The sequence below is a fragment of the Coleofasciculus sp. FACHB-542 genome, from assembly GCF_014695825.1.
In the GTDB taxonomy this organism is placed as follows: domain Bacteria; phylum Cyanobacteriota; class Cyanobacteriia; order Cyanobacteriales; family FACHB-T130; genus FACHB-T130.
Genome location: NZ_JACJPB010000028.1, coordinates 58,334 through 75,823 on the forward strand (window position 1 = coordinate 58,334; position 17,490 = coordinate 75,823).

Here is a 17,490-nt window from a genome sequence, read left to right on the forward strand (position 1 = left end):
GCCGCTAAAAATGATCTGGCATCCACGGTTCGGGACTGGCAAAGAGCAGCATGGCGGTCAATAAAGAATCGGCATCCCCTTCAATTTTCCCAATCGTTTGTAACTGATGAGCTGTCAGTAACCCTGTGAATAAAGGTGATAAGCCTCGCACATCTAACCGTAATTCACCGCGTCCGCCTCTTGTCACTTCACCGCGTCCGCCGGAAACTGCCAAAACAAATTTTCCATTGTTATCGGGCAATACATTATCTTGAATTTCAAGATGCAATTCGGCTTCTAACCCAATCGGATAGCCGCGCATTGATAGTGCTTTTGGCACATCAACGACTCGCACCAACCATCGTTCTAAATGGGCAATTTTGTAAGTTTGTTCTGTGAGTAAAGACAAAAGCGGGTCTCCTGCCTGACCTTGCCAAATCACCTTGTCTGCCAGAGAACGGTGATCGGCAAAGAAAGTCCACAAACGACGTGCTGCTGCTGGTGTCAATGCCACCATGTCTCTGACTTCAAGGTGATAGCTTGTGTCGCCCCTCTTTTGGCTGAAAATGATGTAACCTTCTGCTTTGTCTTCAAAGCCAATCCGGTAGGCGTAAATCACGTCTTCTGGGGACTCGACAATGCCTTGCCAAATGGCTTGGTGGCGATCCAAGTTGCCACTGGAAGCGATCGCTCGTTGACGGTAGAGTTCGTGAAATTCGTGGTGAGTCGCTTCCACGCGCTGCATCGGCAAAGTGCGATCTTTGAGCAGAATCGTCTCTGTCGGCACCGTCAAACGGCAATAGTTCCCAGCTTGTTCGTAACCTACTTTTCGATAAAGGGCGCTGGTAGAGGCGTAGAGCGTCGATAGGGGAATTCCCTTAGCGTGACACTCCTTAACAATATTAGTCATCAGCGCCGCTGCTACCCCTGTGCCTCGATACTCTGGCGCAATGCCCACGGCGGCAATTCCGGCGATTGGTACGCGAGAAGATCCGAACCACTGACCCATGTGGAGAATGCCTAAGCCCCCAGCCGCCTGTCCTCCTTGGCGGATGACGCGGAAGTTCTCCAACCCAATCCGATTCAAATACATCTGCCAGCTATCTGGCGGTGAATTGAAACACTGGGTTAATATTTGCCCAAGCTGTTTAGCTTCTTCAGGGTTAGAAATCGTGCCGAATTCAAAGTTAGTTGTCATATTAGGCTGCTAATTGCTGATTAATTTTTTACGATCAGCCATAGTCATCTGCGTCTGTGAAATCGAAGCGAACCGAAGGTCGTCCTTGGAGGACATCGCGTTCTGGATGAACCGCCTAAAACTTCATTCCATTCTCTGCCACGATGAAATTGAACTCATGCACCACTATCTCCCGATAGGTAGAATCGTGACATAAGGGTTGCATCGCCACCACCATACCAATGCCTATTTCTCGTGTGCCTGCTAGCGATCGCAGCGAAATAGTCGCCGTGTTTGCTGGTTTCGTAATCGCACCGTGTCCAATAAAAAGCATCAAAACTGTAGCCGTCAGCAGCATTAAAGCTAAGAAAATTTGGCGTTTCATGCTTGAACCACTACAGAGAAAATTGAGGGGCACATTTATCATAGACTCAACCAGATGTTGCATCTTCTACCTATGAGCTGTTGCCTCAACCCTGATTGTCAGAATCCTCTAAATCCTGATACGACAAAGTTTTGCCGAAGTTGCGGGGCAAAACTCATGCCGTTGCTGAGAGCACACTATCGCATTATCCAGCTTATTTCCAATGAGGGAGGATTTGGTAGAACTTATCTGGCAGAAGACATAGATAGGATGAATGAACCCTGCGTTGTCAAGCAATTTAGACCCCAAGTCCAAGGAACTGCGGCACTCAACAAATCTATTCAACTGTTTAAACAAGAGGCAAAGCGTCTGCAAGAGATGGGACATCATCCGCAGATTCCCACGCTCTATGGCTACTTTGAAGAAGGAAATTATTTATATTTAGTGCAGGAGTTTATCGATGGGCAGGATTTATTGCAGGAGTTGGAACAACAAGGTGCTTTCAGTGAAAAACAGATTCGAGAGATGTTGCTGGATATTTTACCTGTTCTCAAATTCGTTCATGATAAAAATGTAATCCACAGAGATATCAAACCCGAAAATATTATGCGTTGCCGCTTAACAAGGGGAGGAAAGCGGGAGTTAGTACTGATTGATTTTGGTGCAGCTAAGCAGTTAACAGCAATAAAGGCAACTCAACGAGGTACAAAAATTGGTTCTTTCGGATATACTTCCTACGAACAAATGCAAGGGGGTGAAGTTTATCCAGCTAGCGATTTATTTAGTCTAGGTGTAACTTGTTTTCATTTGCTAAGTAATGTCAATCCCCACTTATTATTTCTTGATTATGGCTACGATTGGGTTTGTCAGTGGCGGAAATACCTAAAATATTCAATTAGTAGTAATTTGGTTAATATATTAGATAAGCTATTGCAAAAAAATGTTGATTACCGCTACCATTCGGTAGACGAGGTTATTCATGATTTGATGCGGAGTCCGCAAAATTTAACGCCTAAAATATCTGTAGCGCCGTCTAGAAGTAATAACCCTTTTAAAATTACGTCTTCAGCGGTTACACTGGTTAGAAACAACTTTTCAAATCAAGTTTTAGCAGGTAGTACCACGTTAATATTATTGTTATTTGGATATAGTTATTTTAAACACGCCAATCTAAATAATTTTTCAATTAGTAATCTAACGTTAAGTCCGAATCAACCAATTTTTAGAAAAAAATTTGCTTTAGCGAACACTTTAAAGGGACATTCAAAGTCGGTTGCTTCTGTCACCATCAGTCCAAATGGAGAGATGCTAGCTAGTGGGAGTTTAGACAACACGATTAAATTGTGGAATCTGAACACGGGGCAGGAAATTTACACTTTGAAGGGGCATTCAAAGTCAGTGGGTGCTGTTGCCATCAGTCCAGATGGACAAATTCTGGCTAGTGGCAGTTGGGACAACACGATTAGATTGTGGAACCTTAAAAAAGCAGATAAAGTTCGCACGTTAATAGGGCATTCGAGCCAGGTTGTTTCTGTCGTATTCAGTCCCAATGGAGAGATTTTAGCGAGTAGCAGTTTAGATAATACGATTAAATTATGGAATTTAAAAACAGGTCAGGAAATTCACAATTTAAGTGGGCATTCTAACTGGGTTGTTTCTATTGCTTTTAGCCCAGATGGACAGATGCTGGCGAGTGGTAGTTGGGATAATACGGTTAAATTGTGGAATATAAAAACAGGGGATAAAATTCGCACGCTGACTGGACATTCAAACCATGTTAATTCTGTTGCCTTTAGCCCAGATGGACAGATGCTAGCGAGTGGCAGTTGGGATAATACGGTTAAATTATGGAATGTAAATACTGGGCAAGAAATTCGCACGCTGCATGGGCATTCAAAAGCGGTTTATTCTGTTAGATTCAGCCCAGATATGCAGACGCTTGCCAGTGGTGGTATGGACAATACGATTAAATTGTGGAATCCGAATACTGGCAGGGAACGCTACAGCCTTGAGGGGCATTTTAACAACGTTGTTTCCCTCGCTTTCAGCGGCGATGGACGGACTCTGGCGAGTGGAAGTCAGGACTTTAATGTCAAAATTTGGCGGATAGAGTAGCAATTTGGGATTTTAGATTTTGGCTTGGGAAAGGTAGCGATCGCTTCTAAGATTTTTGATACCGCATCCCCGGCAATTGCGACACTAACCCCATGAGTTCTAACTGCAACAGCGCACTGGAGACTGAGTTAGCTGGCTTACCCGTTTGCTGCATAATTAAATCAAAAGCCGTTGGTTCTGAGGAAATTGCTTGCCAAATCTGTTTGAGTTCAGGTTCCAAATCGGGTACAGGAAGCTGATTAAATAAGTCTAGCTGTTGCACTGGGTCGAGTTTTGGAATCGCTCCCAGCATTTCTAATAAATGATTTTCATCTAGAAAAGGCGTCGCTCCCTTACTAATTAATTTTAAACAACCCAGCGACTGCCGATCGTCCAACCTTGCAGGCAAAGCATAGACATCTCGACAGAATTCATTCGCATAATCAGCAGTAATTAAGGAACCGGATCGGGTTGGCGCTTCCATCACCAGCACCGCACGACTCAACCCGGCGATAATCCGATTGCGGGGGGGAAAGTGTTCGCGCTTCGGTTGGGTGCCAGCAGGATACTCACTCAGCGCTAACCCGCGATCGCATATTTGTTCGTATAGGGACTTGTTGCGCCAAGGATAGACAACATCCACGCCAGTACCAAAAACTGCCAGCGTCCGTCCCCCAGCTTCTATACAAACGCGATGCGCTTCCGTATCAATGCCATCTGCCATGCCGGAAACAATCGTGAAACCGCTTTTCGTCAAAGCAGCGGTAATTTTGCCAGTCCAGCGTCTGCCATATTCAGAGGGTTGGCGAGTACCGACAATGCCGATCGTTGGCGTAATGCCATGATTTTCTTGGAGTTGCACTTTGCCGCGATAATACAGCACTGGCGGTGGGGTAGGCGTCTCTAGAAGTAAGCGGGGATAATCAGCATCTGCTGGCGTCCAGAAACAGGGATTTTTTACCAAGTGTTCTTCTAAAAATTGTTGGGGATGCAGGCGCGATCGCTTCTCTATCACCCCCTCAATCGTTTGACGCCCAAACCCCTCCACCTCCCTCAAGGCGGCTGGATTGGCTTTCCAGGCTTCACTGAGCGTGCCAAAATGCTGGTGCAAGCGCCTGAGCAAAATAGGGCCAATTCCAGGGATTTGCGACCATGCTAGCCAGAAGGCACGTTCTTCCATAAGATATAGGGCGTTTAATCGCTTTCCTCAAGCCTTCGCCGAATGCTGTTGTTTGAGATAGACAAATACCGACTTATCACCAATATCCGGTGGAATTTCTTGGACAACCTTACGCAAGGCAAAGATGACAAATAGAATTGCCCAAACTGCCAATAATCCCCGTTCTACTGACACTGGCAATACACCCGTCAGGTGTCCTAACAGCAACATTGGCAGCAAAGGCGTGAGAACTTTAGTTTCCAGACGGTTGAAGCAAAAGGCTTCTTTGAAATAAATCCCCGTTAATGCCGCAAAGGTGAAGCCGACTCCAAACAGGGTTATTGGGTGATTGTAGACATATAGGGCAAGAGGTTCGCTACTTTGTAGCGCCAACACTGTCGCTGATAAAACACCAATTGCCCAAAAAGCTTGAAGTAGTCGGTGTAGCGGTTCTAGGTAAATATGGATGGTAAATAAACTGACGCCTAATGCCAAACAAAAACAGGCGTACAGTGGCGTGAGGAGTGACAATCCCATGTTTGTCTTTAGCACCAGGAAGCTACCTAAAGCAAAGCTTAAAGCCGCTACCATTAAGCCACTGCGGTAAACGATCACGCCAGTGCGATCGCTCTCGGTTATCGTAAATTCTCCAAACTGACCTTGATAAACTACCGAATCTGACGCATTTAACTGAGTCATAAAACCTATCCGAAAATTGCTATAGAATATCAGCGATGCGGATGTCTAAATCCCGATTAGGAATTGAATTAATCCATCTGAAGAAGCACCTCATCTCCCCAGTCTAGTTGGAGTTGCGACTGAGCATTGCCTCCGTTGACGGCAATTTCGACCCAACCGTGACTGCCAATTAAAGCGATCGCTTCTCCGGTTGGACTGTCGCTGTAAGTCTGGCAACTGGGTAGCCTAAATCCCACAACCACAGACCAGATTTTTCCTTGGACGAAGGTACCTGGAATATTCGTAATTAAGTTGCCAAAGCGATCGATATACTGAATGCAACCCGTGACACCCGCTTCTGTCTGGCTGCATTCAGGGATGGGCAGTTGAACTACGCTGGCTGGATCGATAGCGTCTCCCAGTTGTTCGAGAGGAACGCCACTGGCAAGATGGGCACCCACGGGAGCAAAAATATCTCGACCGTGAAACGTTGAACTGGGTTCGGTGGTGCGCCAGTAGTCGGGGTTCGTGAGTTCGACGGCGGCAATTTCGGGTAGGGACGGGGAAACCCCAGGACTACTCAGAATGCCACTAAACAGCCCGTTATCTGGTCCCACCAAGAAACCGGCGGCAAATTTAACAGCGATCGCTCTGCGGCTACTTCCCACTCCCGGATCGACAACAGCAATATGCACTGTCCCTTTCGGGAAATAAGGGTAGGCATTCATCAAACAAAACCTTGCGGCTGTAATATTCTGAGGGGGAATCTCATGGGTGAGATCCACCACCGTCAGCGTCGGGTTGATTTGAGCAATCGCGCCTTTCATCACCCCTACATATACATCGCTTAAGCCAAAATCGCTCGTCAGAGTAACGATCCGGTTTTGATACATCTTTGTTAAGAGGGATTCTTTGTGCCAAGCGCGGGTGCGATGCTGTTGATGCAACCAGAACGCGCGGTGGTTTGAACGTCTTTTTTGAACGTTTTCAGAGTCTAGCTTACCTTCAGCAAGGGCGATCGCTCTCAAACCCGTATTCGTTGCAAAGCTTTAACCCTTAACGCTAGCTAACAAACTATGAATATTCTGTAACAAAAACTACCATTTTTTGGGTATTTAGGTTATATTAGATAAGTAGCAGATACCTCAAGTCGCTTAAAAAAAATGTCCATTATGAACGGAAGACGCCAAGATAACCAGAAAAATGCGGCTGCGGCTCACCGCGAAAATATTCAAAAAAGCTTGCAGCATCGTCTAGAAATTGCCAGAGCCAAAGGTGACGAAGCTTTGATTCGCCAGTTGGAAGCGGAAGCCAACTACTTCCACTAAACCTGAATTAAGCGATACTCTCAGTCTCAAATACCGAGCCTTCGGAGTCTGCTGTTTCCGTGCAAGTGTACTGGGGCAAAACCGCCACAAATGCCATGCTATGCACGTTAATTAAATAAAACAAAAGGGGATGCCGTTTACTAGCGGCATCCCCTTTTTGATTAGAGCGTCTATCGATTCAGATCCCCGACTTCTTAGGGAAGTCGGGGATCTCGCGTTCACGAATCATTTAGAATTGCTATACGGTAATGGGTCATTGGAGAAAGGGAGAGAATTCTTCATAGCTTCCCGGTTCCTCCTAGCGCCCGCCCACCACGACATTTTTAATTCGCAGATGGGGACCCCCCACACTCACTGGTAGCGGCATTTGTCCGCCTTTACCGCAACCGCCATTGATATAGATGGAGTCGTTCCCAATCGCCTCAATATCTTTAAGCGTTTGGAAGACATTGCCAGTCAGACTGACATCAGTCACTCTTTCAGCTATCTTGCCATTGCGAATCATATAGCCTTCAGCAGCGGCAAAGGTAAACATCTCGCCGTTGGTTTGTCCGCCAAGCATCCGCACCGCATAGACGCCTTCCTCGATATCCCCAATCATGTCATCGAAGGAGTGTTCCCCCGGTTCAATGCCGGTATTGGTCATCCGCACCAACGGAGGATAAGTCGCGTTAAGTGCCCTAGCGTTGCCAGTCGGAGCTTCGTGCAGCTTGCCAGCAGTTTCGCGGTTATGCAAGCGCTGGGTGAGGATGCCGTCTTTAATTAAATATTTGCGTTGAGCGGGGACGCCTTCATCGTCATACTTGAGAGAACCAGGTAAATCGGGCATCGTGGCATCATCAACCACATTCAGTTGTTTGATGGCTAAGGGTTTGCCTAGAGTAAGCAATTCCTGCATCCGGGGGTTTTCGTAGACAAAATCAGCTTCCGAAAGATGTCCAAAAGCTTCGTGAATGAAGACACCCGCGAGATATGGGTCGAGAACGACGGTATATTGTCCGCCTTTGACTGATTTGGCTTCCAATTGACCGACAGCGCGTTTGGCGGCTCCCAGTACCTGGTCTTCAATTCCTTCGAGAATGTTATAGTCTGTGCGGGAATGGACAGATTCAAAGCCTTGGCGGGGGGCAGAACCTTCTTCCCTAGCGATCGCCCCAAATCGACCCGACACATCCAAGCGTTCTTGGGCAATACAGGTGCCGAGAGAATTGGCAAAATAGGTGATGCCGAAGCGATCGCGCAAATTCACCATTGTCGTTTGAATTCGGGGGTCGAAATCTAGCAGCAGTTGGTTATATCCCTCCAATAACCGCCGCTTTTCTGCCAGAGAAACCCCACGTGGATCGCGCCCGATTTCCACCGCCACATAATCTTGAATGGGTTCCATTGGCGCTAGCATCGTCGTTTCTTTTCCGACCAGATGCGCTTGAGAAATCGCTTCTTCAATCCGGTCTTTCAACTCAGCTAAACCATTGAAAGTGACAAAACTCCAGCCGCCCATGTGGCAAGCGCGAATGCCCCCAGCCAGGGTAAAGTTACGATCTACGGCATCCAGCTGATGACCGCGAAAGGAGATAGAGGTAGACTCACTTTGTTCTAAGCGAATTTCTAGATAATCTACCGCTGTGCGATAAGGAGCGATCTCTGCCTGCAACCGATTTTGCATAGAATTTTCCACTTTTTAATCCTTTTATTTAGCCCCTGATAGGGATTCTAGGCGATTGTTAGGGCAGGCTGCTTAAATCGATTGGCACTGGATTATTGCTTAATTTGTACTAAACCGAAGGTGAAATCAGATTAATTATCGGATTTCTCCCTTCAGTTAAAAATTTGTCTATATTTACCTTTGCAACATCTAGCTCAGCGGATTATGGTTGCAAGGAGAAAACATCTCGCATTTTGAACCCCTAAACCGCCGTATTATGTCCCAAACTCGGCTTTGGCGATACTTAGCCAGCGTCGCCATACTGACTGCCATCTACATTGGTGCAGCAAAACTATCACTGGCGCTTCCGGTGTTGAATAAGTACGTAACGCCGGTTTGGCCTCCGGCTGGGATTACCCAAGGCGTGCTGTTTATCGGGGGGCGAAAGCTTTGGCCTGGAGTCGTGCTAGGTGAATTTTTATTTGCCAAAGTAGTTCTGCACGTACCCCTATCTGTTGCCATTGCTGGCAGCTTGGCTACCACCTTGCAGGCTCTAGTCGGGGTCACGTTGCTTCGTTTGATTCGTTTGCGCCCCTCTCTGGATCGCCTGCGAGATGTTTTCGGTTTTCTCGGCTTGTCTGTGATGCTGTCTACTCTAGTCGCTTCCACTCTGGGTTTGACGACTCTTTGCTGGGCAAATCTTATCCCTTGGAGCGACTATGCGACGACGTGGTGGACGTGGTGGTTAGGGGATGGCATGGCAGTTTTAGTGTTAGTCCCGGCGATCTTGACTTGGAGCGTCCTTCCTCGCATAGACACAAGACGAGAGCGAATCATCGAGGCGATGCTTTTGCTGACTTTGCTTGCAACCGTCACCCAGTCAGTTTTCTTCGCCAAAACTGCTACAGCGATCGCTCACTATCCCCTTGCCTACATGCCCTTCCCTTTGGTCGCTTGGGCAGCCCTCCGATTTAATCAGCAAGGCGCTGTACTGGCAACTCTACTTGTCTCCTGCATTGCTATCTGGGGCACCGCCTTGGGGGATGGGCCGTTTGCGGCAGTTGCCATTAATACCGACCAAGCTTTGCAATTTTTACAAGCCTTCATGGGCGTTATCGCAGTCACTGCTTTGGTTTTGGGGGCGGCGGTTGCGGAACGCGCCTCAGCTGAAGCGTCACTACGCTCTAGCGAAGCCAGTCTCGCCAACGCCCAACGGATCGCCCATCTCGGTAACTGGGATTTAGACTTGGTTAAACAGCAACTGCGATGGTCGGATGAACTTTATCGCATCTTGGGTTTTTCACCAGCAGAATTTGAGCCAAGTATGGAACGATTCCTGACATCCGTTCACCCAGATGACCGAGAACGGGTCAGAGAATTGATAGACGCCGCATCGTATTTCAAGCAAGCCTTCAGCACTGACTTTAGAGTTGTTTTATCCGATCGTTCTGAGCGCATTGTCCACGGCACTGGCAAAATTATTCAGGAGCAAGGAGGGAAAGCCGCTCGACTCATCGGCACGATTCAAGACGTTACAGAACAAAAAAGAATCGAGCAAGCACTGCTGCAATCGGAAGCTCAATTACTCGAACTTGCCCACAATCTCGATCGGAAAGTAACCGAAAGAACTCTGGAGTTAGAAGAAAAGAATAATGAACTCGCGCGATCGCTCACCTCGCTCAAACAAGCCCAACAGCAATTAATTCAAGCTGAAAAAATGTCGAGTTTGGGGCAATTAGTAGCAGGAATTGCTCATGAAATTAATAACCCCATTAACTTTATCACTGGCAATATTAGCCATATTACTGCTTATATTCAAGACCTCCTCGACATCCTGAACCTTTACCAGCAAAATTATCCCACCCCACCCCCGGCGATTCAAGCGTATAGCGAAACGGTTGAACTGGACTTTGTGATTGAGGATTTACCGAATCTTCTAGAGTCCATGAAAACGGGTGCAGAACGTATCCGTCAGATTGTGATATCCTTACGCAGCTTCTCCCGTCTGGATGAAGCCGATATGAAGCCGGTGGATATTCATGAAGGCATCGATAGTACGGTGCTGATTTTACAGCGTCGCCTGAAAGCGCGTCCGGGACATCCAGGCATCGAAGTGGTTAAAAATTACGGTGACTTACCCCTCGTGGAGTGCTATCCGAAACAACTCAATCAGGTGTTTCTCAACCTGCTTAGTAATGCCATTGATGCCTTAGAAGAAAGAATGAAAGAGGAAGAAAAGGTCAAGGATGAAATTACCCTTTCAGGATTTTCACCTCAGCCGTTTGCGATCGCCCTCACCACCCAAATTTTGTCACCCACTCAGGTGCAGATTGAAATTTCCGACAATGGCATCGGCATGACTCCGGAAGTCAAAAACCATATTTTTGAACCATTTTTTACCACCAAACAAGTCGGCAAAGGCACCGGCTTAGGTTTATCGACTTGCTATCAAATTGTGGTAGAAAATCATCAAGGACAACTCATCTGTCTATCGCAGCCAGGATTAGGGGCAACATTCCAGATCGTCATCCCCCTGCGGCAGAGTGGTCATCCCGGAATCAGTAGTTATACTGGTAGCTTCAATGTGAACTAAAACTGCTGATTCAACAATGAGACAGCGTGTATGAAATTTGAGCTGGTTCGCTGGACTTCCAATATATTGCGGGTTTTGTCCCGCAATCTGGACTGGATGACGTGGAATCTGTTTTTGGCGTTTGTACCTCTGCTTTTGAGTATTTGGCTATTTCGCAGCAGGCAAAAGCGCTCGCCGATCTGGTGGGCGGGAGTCTTAGTTTTTATCGCGTTTTTGCCGAATGCGCCCTATTTGTTGACAGATATCATTCACTTGATTCATGATATTCGCGCTAACTACTCGGTGTGGATGATTACGCTAGTTCTCATCCCCCAGTATTTGTTAGTTATCCTGGCTGGCTTTGAAGCTTACGTTATATCTTTAATTAATCTAGGTTACTATTTACATCGCCACGAACGTAGTAAATACATTCTTTGGATGGAGCTAACTTTGCATGGTCTTAGCGCCATTGGCATTTATTTAGGGCGATTCCTACGCTTCAACAGTTGGGATTTTGTTACTCAACCGGATGCTGTCTTCACTAGCGTGCTGGATGACTTGGTCGGCAAATGGCCTGTGGTGGTCATGGTTGTCACCTTTATCATAATTTCTGGCTTGTACTGGCTGATGAAGCAGGTGACTTTGGGGATAATTTTGCGAAGGCGGTTAAAAGCTATCCAGTCGCCATCCAATCACAATCATACGGACTCCCCGACAGCTTAAGCGTTTGTTTCTTTCAAGCTGAGCCGAGAGAGAATCAATCAATTTAGATATCAATCTCATCAGCCGCAAATTGACGAACTGCTTTCACAAGATCCGCAGGGGTGCCGATATCCAGGTAGGTTCCATCCGGAAACGTTTCGGCTTCCACCCGCAAGCCGCTGTCAATCGCCGCCTGAACCACATCGCTAATCGGTAACTCTTTCGCCTGTGGCACTTGCCCAGCTTGGATTGCAGCGAGATACTCGTGCATAAACTGGGTAAAAGCTGGCGTCCAAACCGCGATCGCCCACATATACTTTAAATCGCTAATCGGCGGTTTTTCGACCACGAAGTGGACTCGTCCTTCGGCATCAAAATCAACCATCCCGGCTTTATGAGGCTGATCGTTCGGAAATAATCCCAAAACTGCATCGGCATTCCCAGCCGCAAGCCGTGCCAGTAAACGCACAAAGGCGTCTTCGGGCTGAAAAAGGATGTCGGGAAAGCCCAGTGCTACCACCGCGTCTTGCACGAAGGGATAGGCTTGATCCAAGGTATAAGGAACGCCATAAGGCAACCCCAGCATCAGATAGCCGAGGTTCATGTCTAGCAGGGTGCCGTCCCCAAAATAAGCCGGAATATCCCACTTTCCCGGACGCAGTACGGTGTATGCCTTCTTAATCCCTGCCAACCGCATTTTCTCTAGTAAGTAATGACTCACGACTTTGGGGCGTAAGGTGCCGCTGCCGCTATCTACCGGACGAAATCCAATCGGGTACAGCTCTTTGCTCATCGGTAAGGGGGCGATTCGCGTTGCTTGCCCTCCTGCTGGTAGCAGTCCAATGACTTCCCGCTGGTGAATGCGATCGCTATCAATCATAAAAATGCCGATTGCGGTGGAATGGAACAGGGAAACCCTCAATCTTATTATTCTCCCTGAATCTTTTTGACAGATAAAGACTTGCTGGGATTTTTGCTGGGATTTTGGTCAGGTGTGAGCCAAAGTTCCTATCAAAAGAAAGATGGCATCGCACCTGTCTTAGTCTGAAATGAATTTAGGTTGGGTTGTGCATTTAAGAATTTCCCGCAGCCGCAACCATAATTATTTCCATAGAAGGGCGGATTTCCTGTATGGCCTTTTCCGCCATATCTTTCTTTAGAGATTGCCAATTTTTGTCGTCCTTTCTGAATATTTTTGAAAGGAGTCCAATCAGATGCCGCTATTGTCTACTGATGAATTAAAAAGTTTGATAGAAAATTCCGCTAGTCCCTGTATCTCGATTTATATGCCGATGGAAAAGGCAGGGCCAGAGATTCGACAAAACCCGATTCGCTTCAAGAATCTCATGCGTGAGGCTGAGCAACGCTTGGAGGAAATGGGGATTGACCACAATCAGGCGATGACATGGCTTGAGCAAGCGAATGCGATTGATAGCCCTGAGTTTTGGGAAGAAAACCAAGGCGAGGGGGTGGCAATTTTTATCTCTCTCGAAGTCTTTCGTTACTACCAGCTTCCGGTTGATGTTGAAGAATTGGTAGTGGTTAGCGATCGCTTCCACATTAAGCCGCTGTTGCCTATCGTCAACAACGATGGACGGTTCTACATCCTAGCCCTTAGCCAAAAGGATGTCCGGCTGCTTCAGGCAACGCGCACTACGGTCAAAGAGGTGCATATTGAAGACTTGCCAAAAAGCAAGGATGAAGCCCTCCAATATGACGCGACTTCCAAGGACGGTCAGATCCGGATTGCCACATCAAAAGGGGGAACCAACAATACTTTTCAGCAACCCGGTAGTTTCCACGGGCAGGGAAGCCCAGATCAGGATGATATCAAGAAGGATCTCCTGCAATTTTTCCATCAGATTGATGGTGCATTGCATGACTTCTTCCGGAATAAGAAAGGCCCTTTGGTGTTAGCGGGAGTTGAGTATCTTTTCCCGATTTACAAAGAGGCGAATACTTATCAACATTTGGTAGAGCAAGGGATTACTGGAAATCCTGAAATATTCAAGCCAGAAGAATTGCACGAACTCGCTTTACCGATTGTGGAGCCTCTGTTACAAGAGAATATTGAGGGGGTTGTAGAGGTATACAAAGAACTGGCTGGAAACGATACGAGTAAAGTATCCCACGATATCAAAGAAATCATCCAATCTGCTTATTATCACCGGGTTGATTCTTTGTTTGTGGCGGTCGGCGAGCAGCGCTGGGGTCACTTTGACCCTGAAACCATGACCGTAGATTTACACCCTGAACCACAGGCGGACGACGAAGATATGTTGGATTTTGCCGCTACTCATACAATTTTGAACGGTGGTAAAGTCTATGCAGTGGAGCCGGAAAAAGTACCGGATGAGGCTCCGGTAGCAGCAATTTTCCGCTATTAATCAGCGATTGACTGCGAGCGATCGTAGGGTTTCAAAATTGCTAAGTTTGTCAACCCCCCCGCTTCCCCAAGGACGGGGGGTTGAATATAAGTTAGGTCACTCAAGAAATCGTTTGGATCGCAATTAGGGGGAAAAATAAAAATTTCCTTTCCCTCTTTTAGTGCATTCTGGTGAAACGCGATCGCTTCTACCAAGGGACAAAACATAATTGGAATCCATCTGCCACTGTAAAAACAGACAACGACGCGGCTCATTGTGTACTCTTCCAGCAGGAGTGGATTTCGCCAAGGTGAAACCACACGAATTCTATGATAGGTATACTCTTTAGTTGTTCACGATTAGAAGCAAAAGCGCAACAGCCTTAAGTAGTATCTATTAACCTTTCTCGGAAGGGAATTATTAGAAAAATCGGTTGGCAGACACCCCTTGAAAGACAACCCTTGAAAATAGGATGACTTAAGACAAAGGGCAAAAAGTGGGTGTGGATTTGAAACCGTCTCTACCAGATTTTTGCCGATCGCTACTTATTGATTCAACTGACGACGGGCGGCTGCTAAGAGAAGGCGTTGTTCGGCACGAGCGATCGCGTTATAGGTTCGCTCAACGGCATCTAGTTCCACAGAAATTGAGGGAATGCCCCACTGCACAAGCCGATCGATCAACTCTGGATATTGAGCCGGTGCTTGACCGCAGATGCAGCAGGGAATTCCTGCCTGTTTTGCCATTTGGATGAGTTGCGCGATCGCTTGCGTGACTGCTGGATGACGCTCATCAAACGCCGCCGCCATCTGCGCTTGGTCTCGGTCAACTCCCAGCAGCAGCTGGGTGAGATCGTTAGTGCCGATCGAGATTCCCTGGACACCCGCTTTCACGTAATCAGGTAGCAAAAATAGAACCGACGGCACTTCAGCGACGATCCAGAGTTGGAATTGAGGCGATTGGCTGAGTCCGGCTTGTTCAACGCGGCGGCGACAGAAGGAAAACTCTTCCACCGTGCGGACAAAAGGCAACAGCAAGCGGACATTAGTATATCCCAATTGCTGCACCCGTACTAAAGCTGCCAGTTCTACATCGAACAAGGCGGGATTGGAAACATAGCTGAATGTTCCCCTCATCCCTAGCATCGGATTGGCTTCCGGGTGCCCCAAAGAACCACCAACTAAGTATTGAAATTCATGCGATCGCAAATCTAGAGAGCGATAAAATACCGGGCGAGGCGCAAATGCCTCGGCAAACTGGCACAGTTGTTGGGCAAGAATTTCCCTCAACTCGTCTTCACGCTGCTGCTGGAGCCATCGTTGAGGATGTTGTCCCTGCAAAACTTCCAGCAGCATCAGCTCAGAGCGCAATAATCCTACTCCATCCACCGGCATCTGAGCCGCGCGTTTGATACTGCTGGGTTGACTGAGGTTGACCAGCAGTTGAGTTGCGAGGACTGAGGACTGAGGACTGAGGGCTGAGGGCTGAGGACTGAGGACTGAGGGCTGAGGGCTGAGGACTGAGGGCTGAGGACTGAGGGCTGAGGACTGAGGGCTGAGGACTGAGGGCTGAGGACTGAGGACTGAGGGCTGAGGGCTGAGGACTGAGGGCTGAGGGCTGAGGACTGAGGGCTGAGGACTGAGGGCTGAGGGCTGAGGGCTGAGGGCTGAGGGCCGAGGAGTGGAAAGTGCAGCGTGAGGAGCCGGGAGTCCAGAGTGCGGGGTGGAAAGTGCAGCGTGAGGAGTGGGGAGTCCAGAGTGCGGGGTGAAGGGTGCAGAGTGTGGGGTGGAGAGAGAGGAGTGCGGAAGAATTTTCTCCCGCTCGCCTGCTTGAGCCTCAACACGATAAACTGCTCCCTTGTCACCATCTACTAGCACGGCGTCGCCGGTTTGAATCAGCCGGGTGGCACCGACAGCACCCACAACCGCTGGGATGCCTAATTCCCTGGCAATAATGGCAGCGTGACAAGTCATCGCACCCTGTTCGGCAACCACAGCGACAGCCTGTTTTAGCAGTACCAGCCGATCGGGAGTAATGCTTTTGACGACTAAAATTTTCCCATTAACAGGCGAGTTTTCATCTCCATCGGCATCAGGGAAGTGGAGATGATTGGAATCGGTTAATACATGAGCGATCGCAATGGTTCGTCCTGCTGACGCTCCCAGCCCTTCGATCAAAGGCTTTAGGTCTGGTTCTGGCACTGTAGGCACTTTCCCTTCCTGTAGGCGGTGCTGAGTCTGGGGTGAAAAGAAGGATAAAGGAGCGAGCATCAAGGAGGAATGACCGATCTCTATTGAGTGCTGTAAGGATTCCTTAACCGCTCCTACTTTAATTTTGGACTCCTTCAAGCTCATTGCTGAGTGCCCAACGATGACTTGTGTGAGAGACAACTGGTTGCCTTCATTTTCTTTTCCTGGAGAGAGCGTCCACTCCAAAGTAAAAGTTGGTCCGAGTTCAGTCCTCAGTTGCTTCGCCAGTTGAATGAGAACATCTAAGTGTTTTTCTTCCAGGGCGTAATATTTTTGTTGCTCTTCGTTGAGCAGATACGCTTCTAGACAATTATCTACCCTTAATCGAGAAGAGTGGGCGCTTGCGAAATTCTCCGTGCTGTTTGTGTCGGTTTGGGCGTCTCTAAAGTTCTCAAGACGATAAGCACGGGTTTTACTGCCCAGATATCGAGTTTGCACTTCCCCCGTTTCTGGTTGCACCTGATAGAAATCTGGAACCACTTCTCCCAAGACTAGCGCCTTGCCCAGTCCCCAAGTTGACTGAATTTCCCAGCACTCTGGAGTTGCTTGAAGAGTCCCGGAAGCGATCGCATCTAAGACGGGTTGCACTAAAATCGCCAAGTTCAGCTGAGCAGTCTGAATACCCCAACAGTGCCAATAAAACAAACTTCTGGCACGAAACAGCTCTGCCCAAGCCAGCTTCAAACCCATCGCCAAGCTCTCTGGCGTCGCCAGACAAACGTGGGATTCTAAAAGCCCAGACTCTGGTAAAAGCACCCCGGTTGCCTGAACTTTAGACGCCGGATCTAAAGCCAAAGAGGGGCGCAAAATCAGCACCTTCGTTTGCCAATGCGCTTGTGCCGATTCTATTTCCGACATCCAAGACGACGGTAGCGTAGCGGCTGTAATTTCCTGCCGAATCGTTTGAGCAACGCTCTGTAGTTGGCGGGGATTATCTACATCCAGATGTAGCGAAGAATAGGGCAGGTCTAAGCCAAGCGGTGCCGACCATTGAATGCTTTCGAGAAATTGACGGGCTGCGGTTGCCGGAACGACAAAACCGGGCACGACCGGATAGCCACGCTGTATGAGTCGGCTCAAGGAAAAAGCTTTGTCGCCTACCAGGGTGCGGTCGAAGGGTTGAATTTGGTCGAGCCAGTGGAGTTTTTCCACTCAGGTGAAAGGGTAAATAGGGAAC

At 48.0% G+C, this 17,490-nt stretch carries 14 protein-coding genes; 5 read left to right on the forward strand and 9 right to left on the reverse strand.

Annotated elements, in window-relative coordinates:
• Positions 1-4: 4 nt before the first annotated feature.
• Together H6F52_RS09410 and H6F52_RS09415 are read right to left on the reverse strand one after the other, a co-directional pair.
• Complete coding sequence (locus H6F52_RS09410) at positions 5-1,177, reverse strand: GNAT family N-acetyltransferase (RefSeq protein WP_190534019.1); 1,173 nt, start codon at positions 1,175-1,177, stop codon at positions 5-7.
• A 115-nt stretch (positions 1,178-1,292) separates the two neighbouring features.
• Entirely contained in the window at positions 1,293-1,541 is a 249-nt protein-coding gene (locus H6F52_RS09415) for a hypothetical protein (RefSeq protein WP_190534022.1), read from the reverse strand.
• A gap of 72 nt (positions 1,542-1,613) precedes the next feature.
• Between H6F52_RS09415 and H6F52_RS09420 the strand changes: the two genes are divergently transcribed.
• Entirely contained in the window at positions 1,614-3,635 is a 2,022-nt protein-coding gene (locus H6F52_RS09420) for a serine/threonine-protein kinase (protein ID WP_190534025.1), read from the forward strand.
• Between the two features lie 46 nt (positions 3,636-3,681).
• On the opposite strand, the gene dprA is transcribed toward H6F52_RS09420, so the two are convergent.
• From dprA to H6F52_RS09435, 3 genes are all read right to left on the reverse strand, one after another.
• Positions 3,682-4,794, reverse strand: coding sequence for a DNA-processing protein DprA (gene dprA, locus H6F52_RS09425; RefSeq protein WP_190534028.1), 1,113 nt, complete (start codon positions 4,792-4,794; stop codon positions 3,682-3,684).
• 27 nt (positions 4,795-4,821) lie between these two features.
• Positions 4,822-5,472, reverse strand: a complete 651-nt coding sequence (locus H6F52_RS09430; RefSeq protein WP_190534031.1) for a DUF2301 domain-containing membrane protein — start codon at positions 5,470-5,472, stop codon at positions 4,822-4,824.
• Between the two features lie 68 nt (positions 5,473-5,540).
• A complete protein-coding gene (locus tag H6F52_RS09435) occupies positions 5,541-6,344 on the reverse strand; it encodes an SAM-dependent chlorinase/fluorinase (protein ID WP_190534034.1) in 804 nt (267 codons plus the stop codon).
• A gap of 279 nt (positions 6,345-6,623) precedes the next feature.
• Between H6F52_RS09435 and H6F52_RS09440 the strand changes: the two genes are divergently transcribed.
• Entirely contained in the window at positions 6,624-6,779 is a 156-nt protein-coding gene (locus tag H6F52_RS09440; protein WP_190414178.1) for a hypothetical protein, read from the forward strand.
• A gap of 298 nt (positions 6,780-7,077) precedes the next feature.
• Here H6F52_RS09440 and H6F52_RS09445 read toward each other — a convergent pair whose 3' ends face one another.
• The gene (locus H6F52_RS09445) at positions 7,078-8,445 is read right to left on the reverse strand and encodes a TldD/PmbA family protein (protein WP_190534037.1); all 1,368 of its coding nucleotides are present in this window, start codon (positions 8,443-8,445) and stop codon (positions 7,078-7,080) included.
• A 256-nt stretch (positions 8,446-8,701) separates the two neighbouring features.
• Here H6F52_RS09445 and H6F52_RS09450 point away from each other — a divergent pair, with 256 nt between their 5' ends.
• Together H6F52_RS09450 and H6F52_RS09455 are read left to right on the forward strand one after the other, a co-directional pair.
• Positions 8,702-11,017, forward strand: a complete 2,316-nt coding sequence (locus tag H6F52_RS09450; RefSeq protein ID WP_190534040.1) for an MASE1 domain-containing protein — start codon at positions 8,702-8,704, stop codon at positions 11,015-11,017.
• Between the two features lie 30 nt (positions 11,018-11,047).
• Positions 11,048-11,719, forward strand: a complete 672-nt coding sequence (locus H6F52_RS09455) for a DUF1361 domain-containing protein (protein ID WP_190534043.1) — start codon at positions 11,048-11,050, stop codon at positions 11,717-11,719.
• 43 nt (positions 11,720-11,762) lie between these two features.
• On the opposite strand, the gene H6F52_RS09460 is transcribed toward H6F52_RS09455, so the two are convergent.
• On the reverse strand, positions 11,763-12,560 hold the full coding sequence (locus H6F52_RS09460; protein ID WP_190534184.1) for a sugar phosphate nucleotidyltransferase: 798 nt from the start codon (positions 12,558-12,560) through the stop codon (positions 11,763-11,765).
• Between the two features lie 352 nt (positions 12,561-12,912).
• Here H6F52_RS09460 and H6F52_RS09465 point away from each other — a divergent pair, with 352 nt between their 5' ends.
• Positions 12,913-14,085 (forward strand): hypothetical protein, encoded by a 1,173-nt coding sequence (locus H6F52_RS09465; protein WP_190534046.1) that lies wholly within the window; start codon positions 12,913-12,915, stop codon positions 14,083-14,085.
• Here the strand turns inward: H6F52_RS09465 and H6F52_RS09470 are convergent.
• Positions 14,082-14,339 carry a hypothetical protein gene (locus H6F52_RS09470; protein ID WP_190414119.1) on the reverse strand — a complete coding sequence of 86 codons (258 nt, stop codon included), beginning with the start codon at positions 14,337-14,339 and terminating at the stop codon, positions 14,082-14,084. The two genes, H6F52_RS09465 and H6F52_RS09470, sit on opposite strands and share 4 nt — an antisense overlap.
• A 270-nt stretch (positions 14,340-14,609) precedes the next feature.
• The gene (locus tag H6F52_RS09475) at positions 14,610-17,465 is read right to left on the reverse strand and encodes a putative PEP-binding protein (protein ID WP_190534049.1); all 2,856 of its coding nucleotides are present in this window, start codon (positions 17,463-17,465) and stop codon (positions 14,610-14,612) included.
• Positions 17,466-17,490 lie beyond the last annotated feature (25 nt).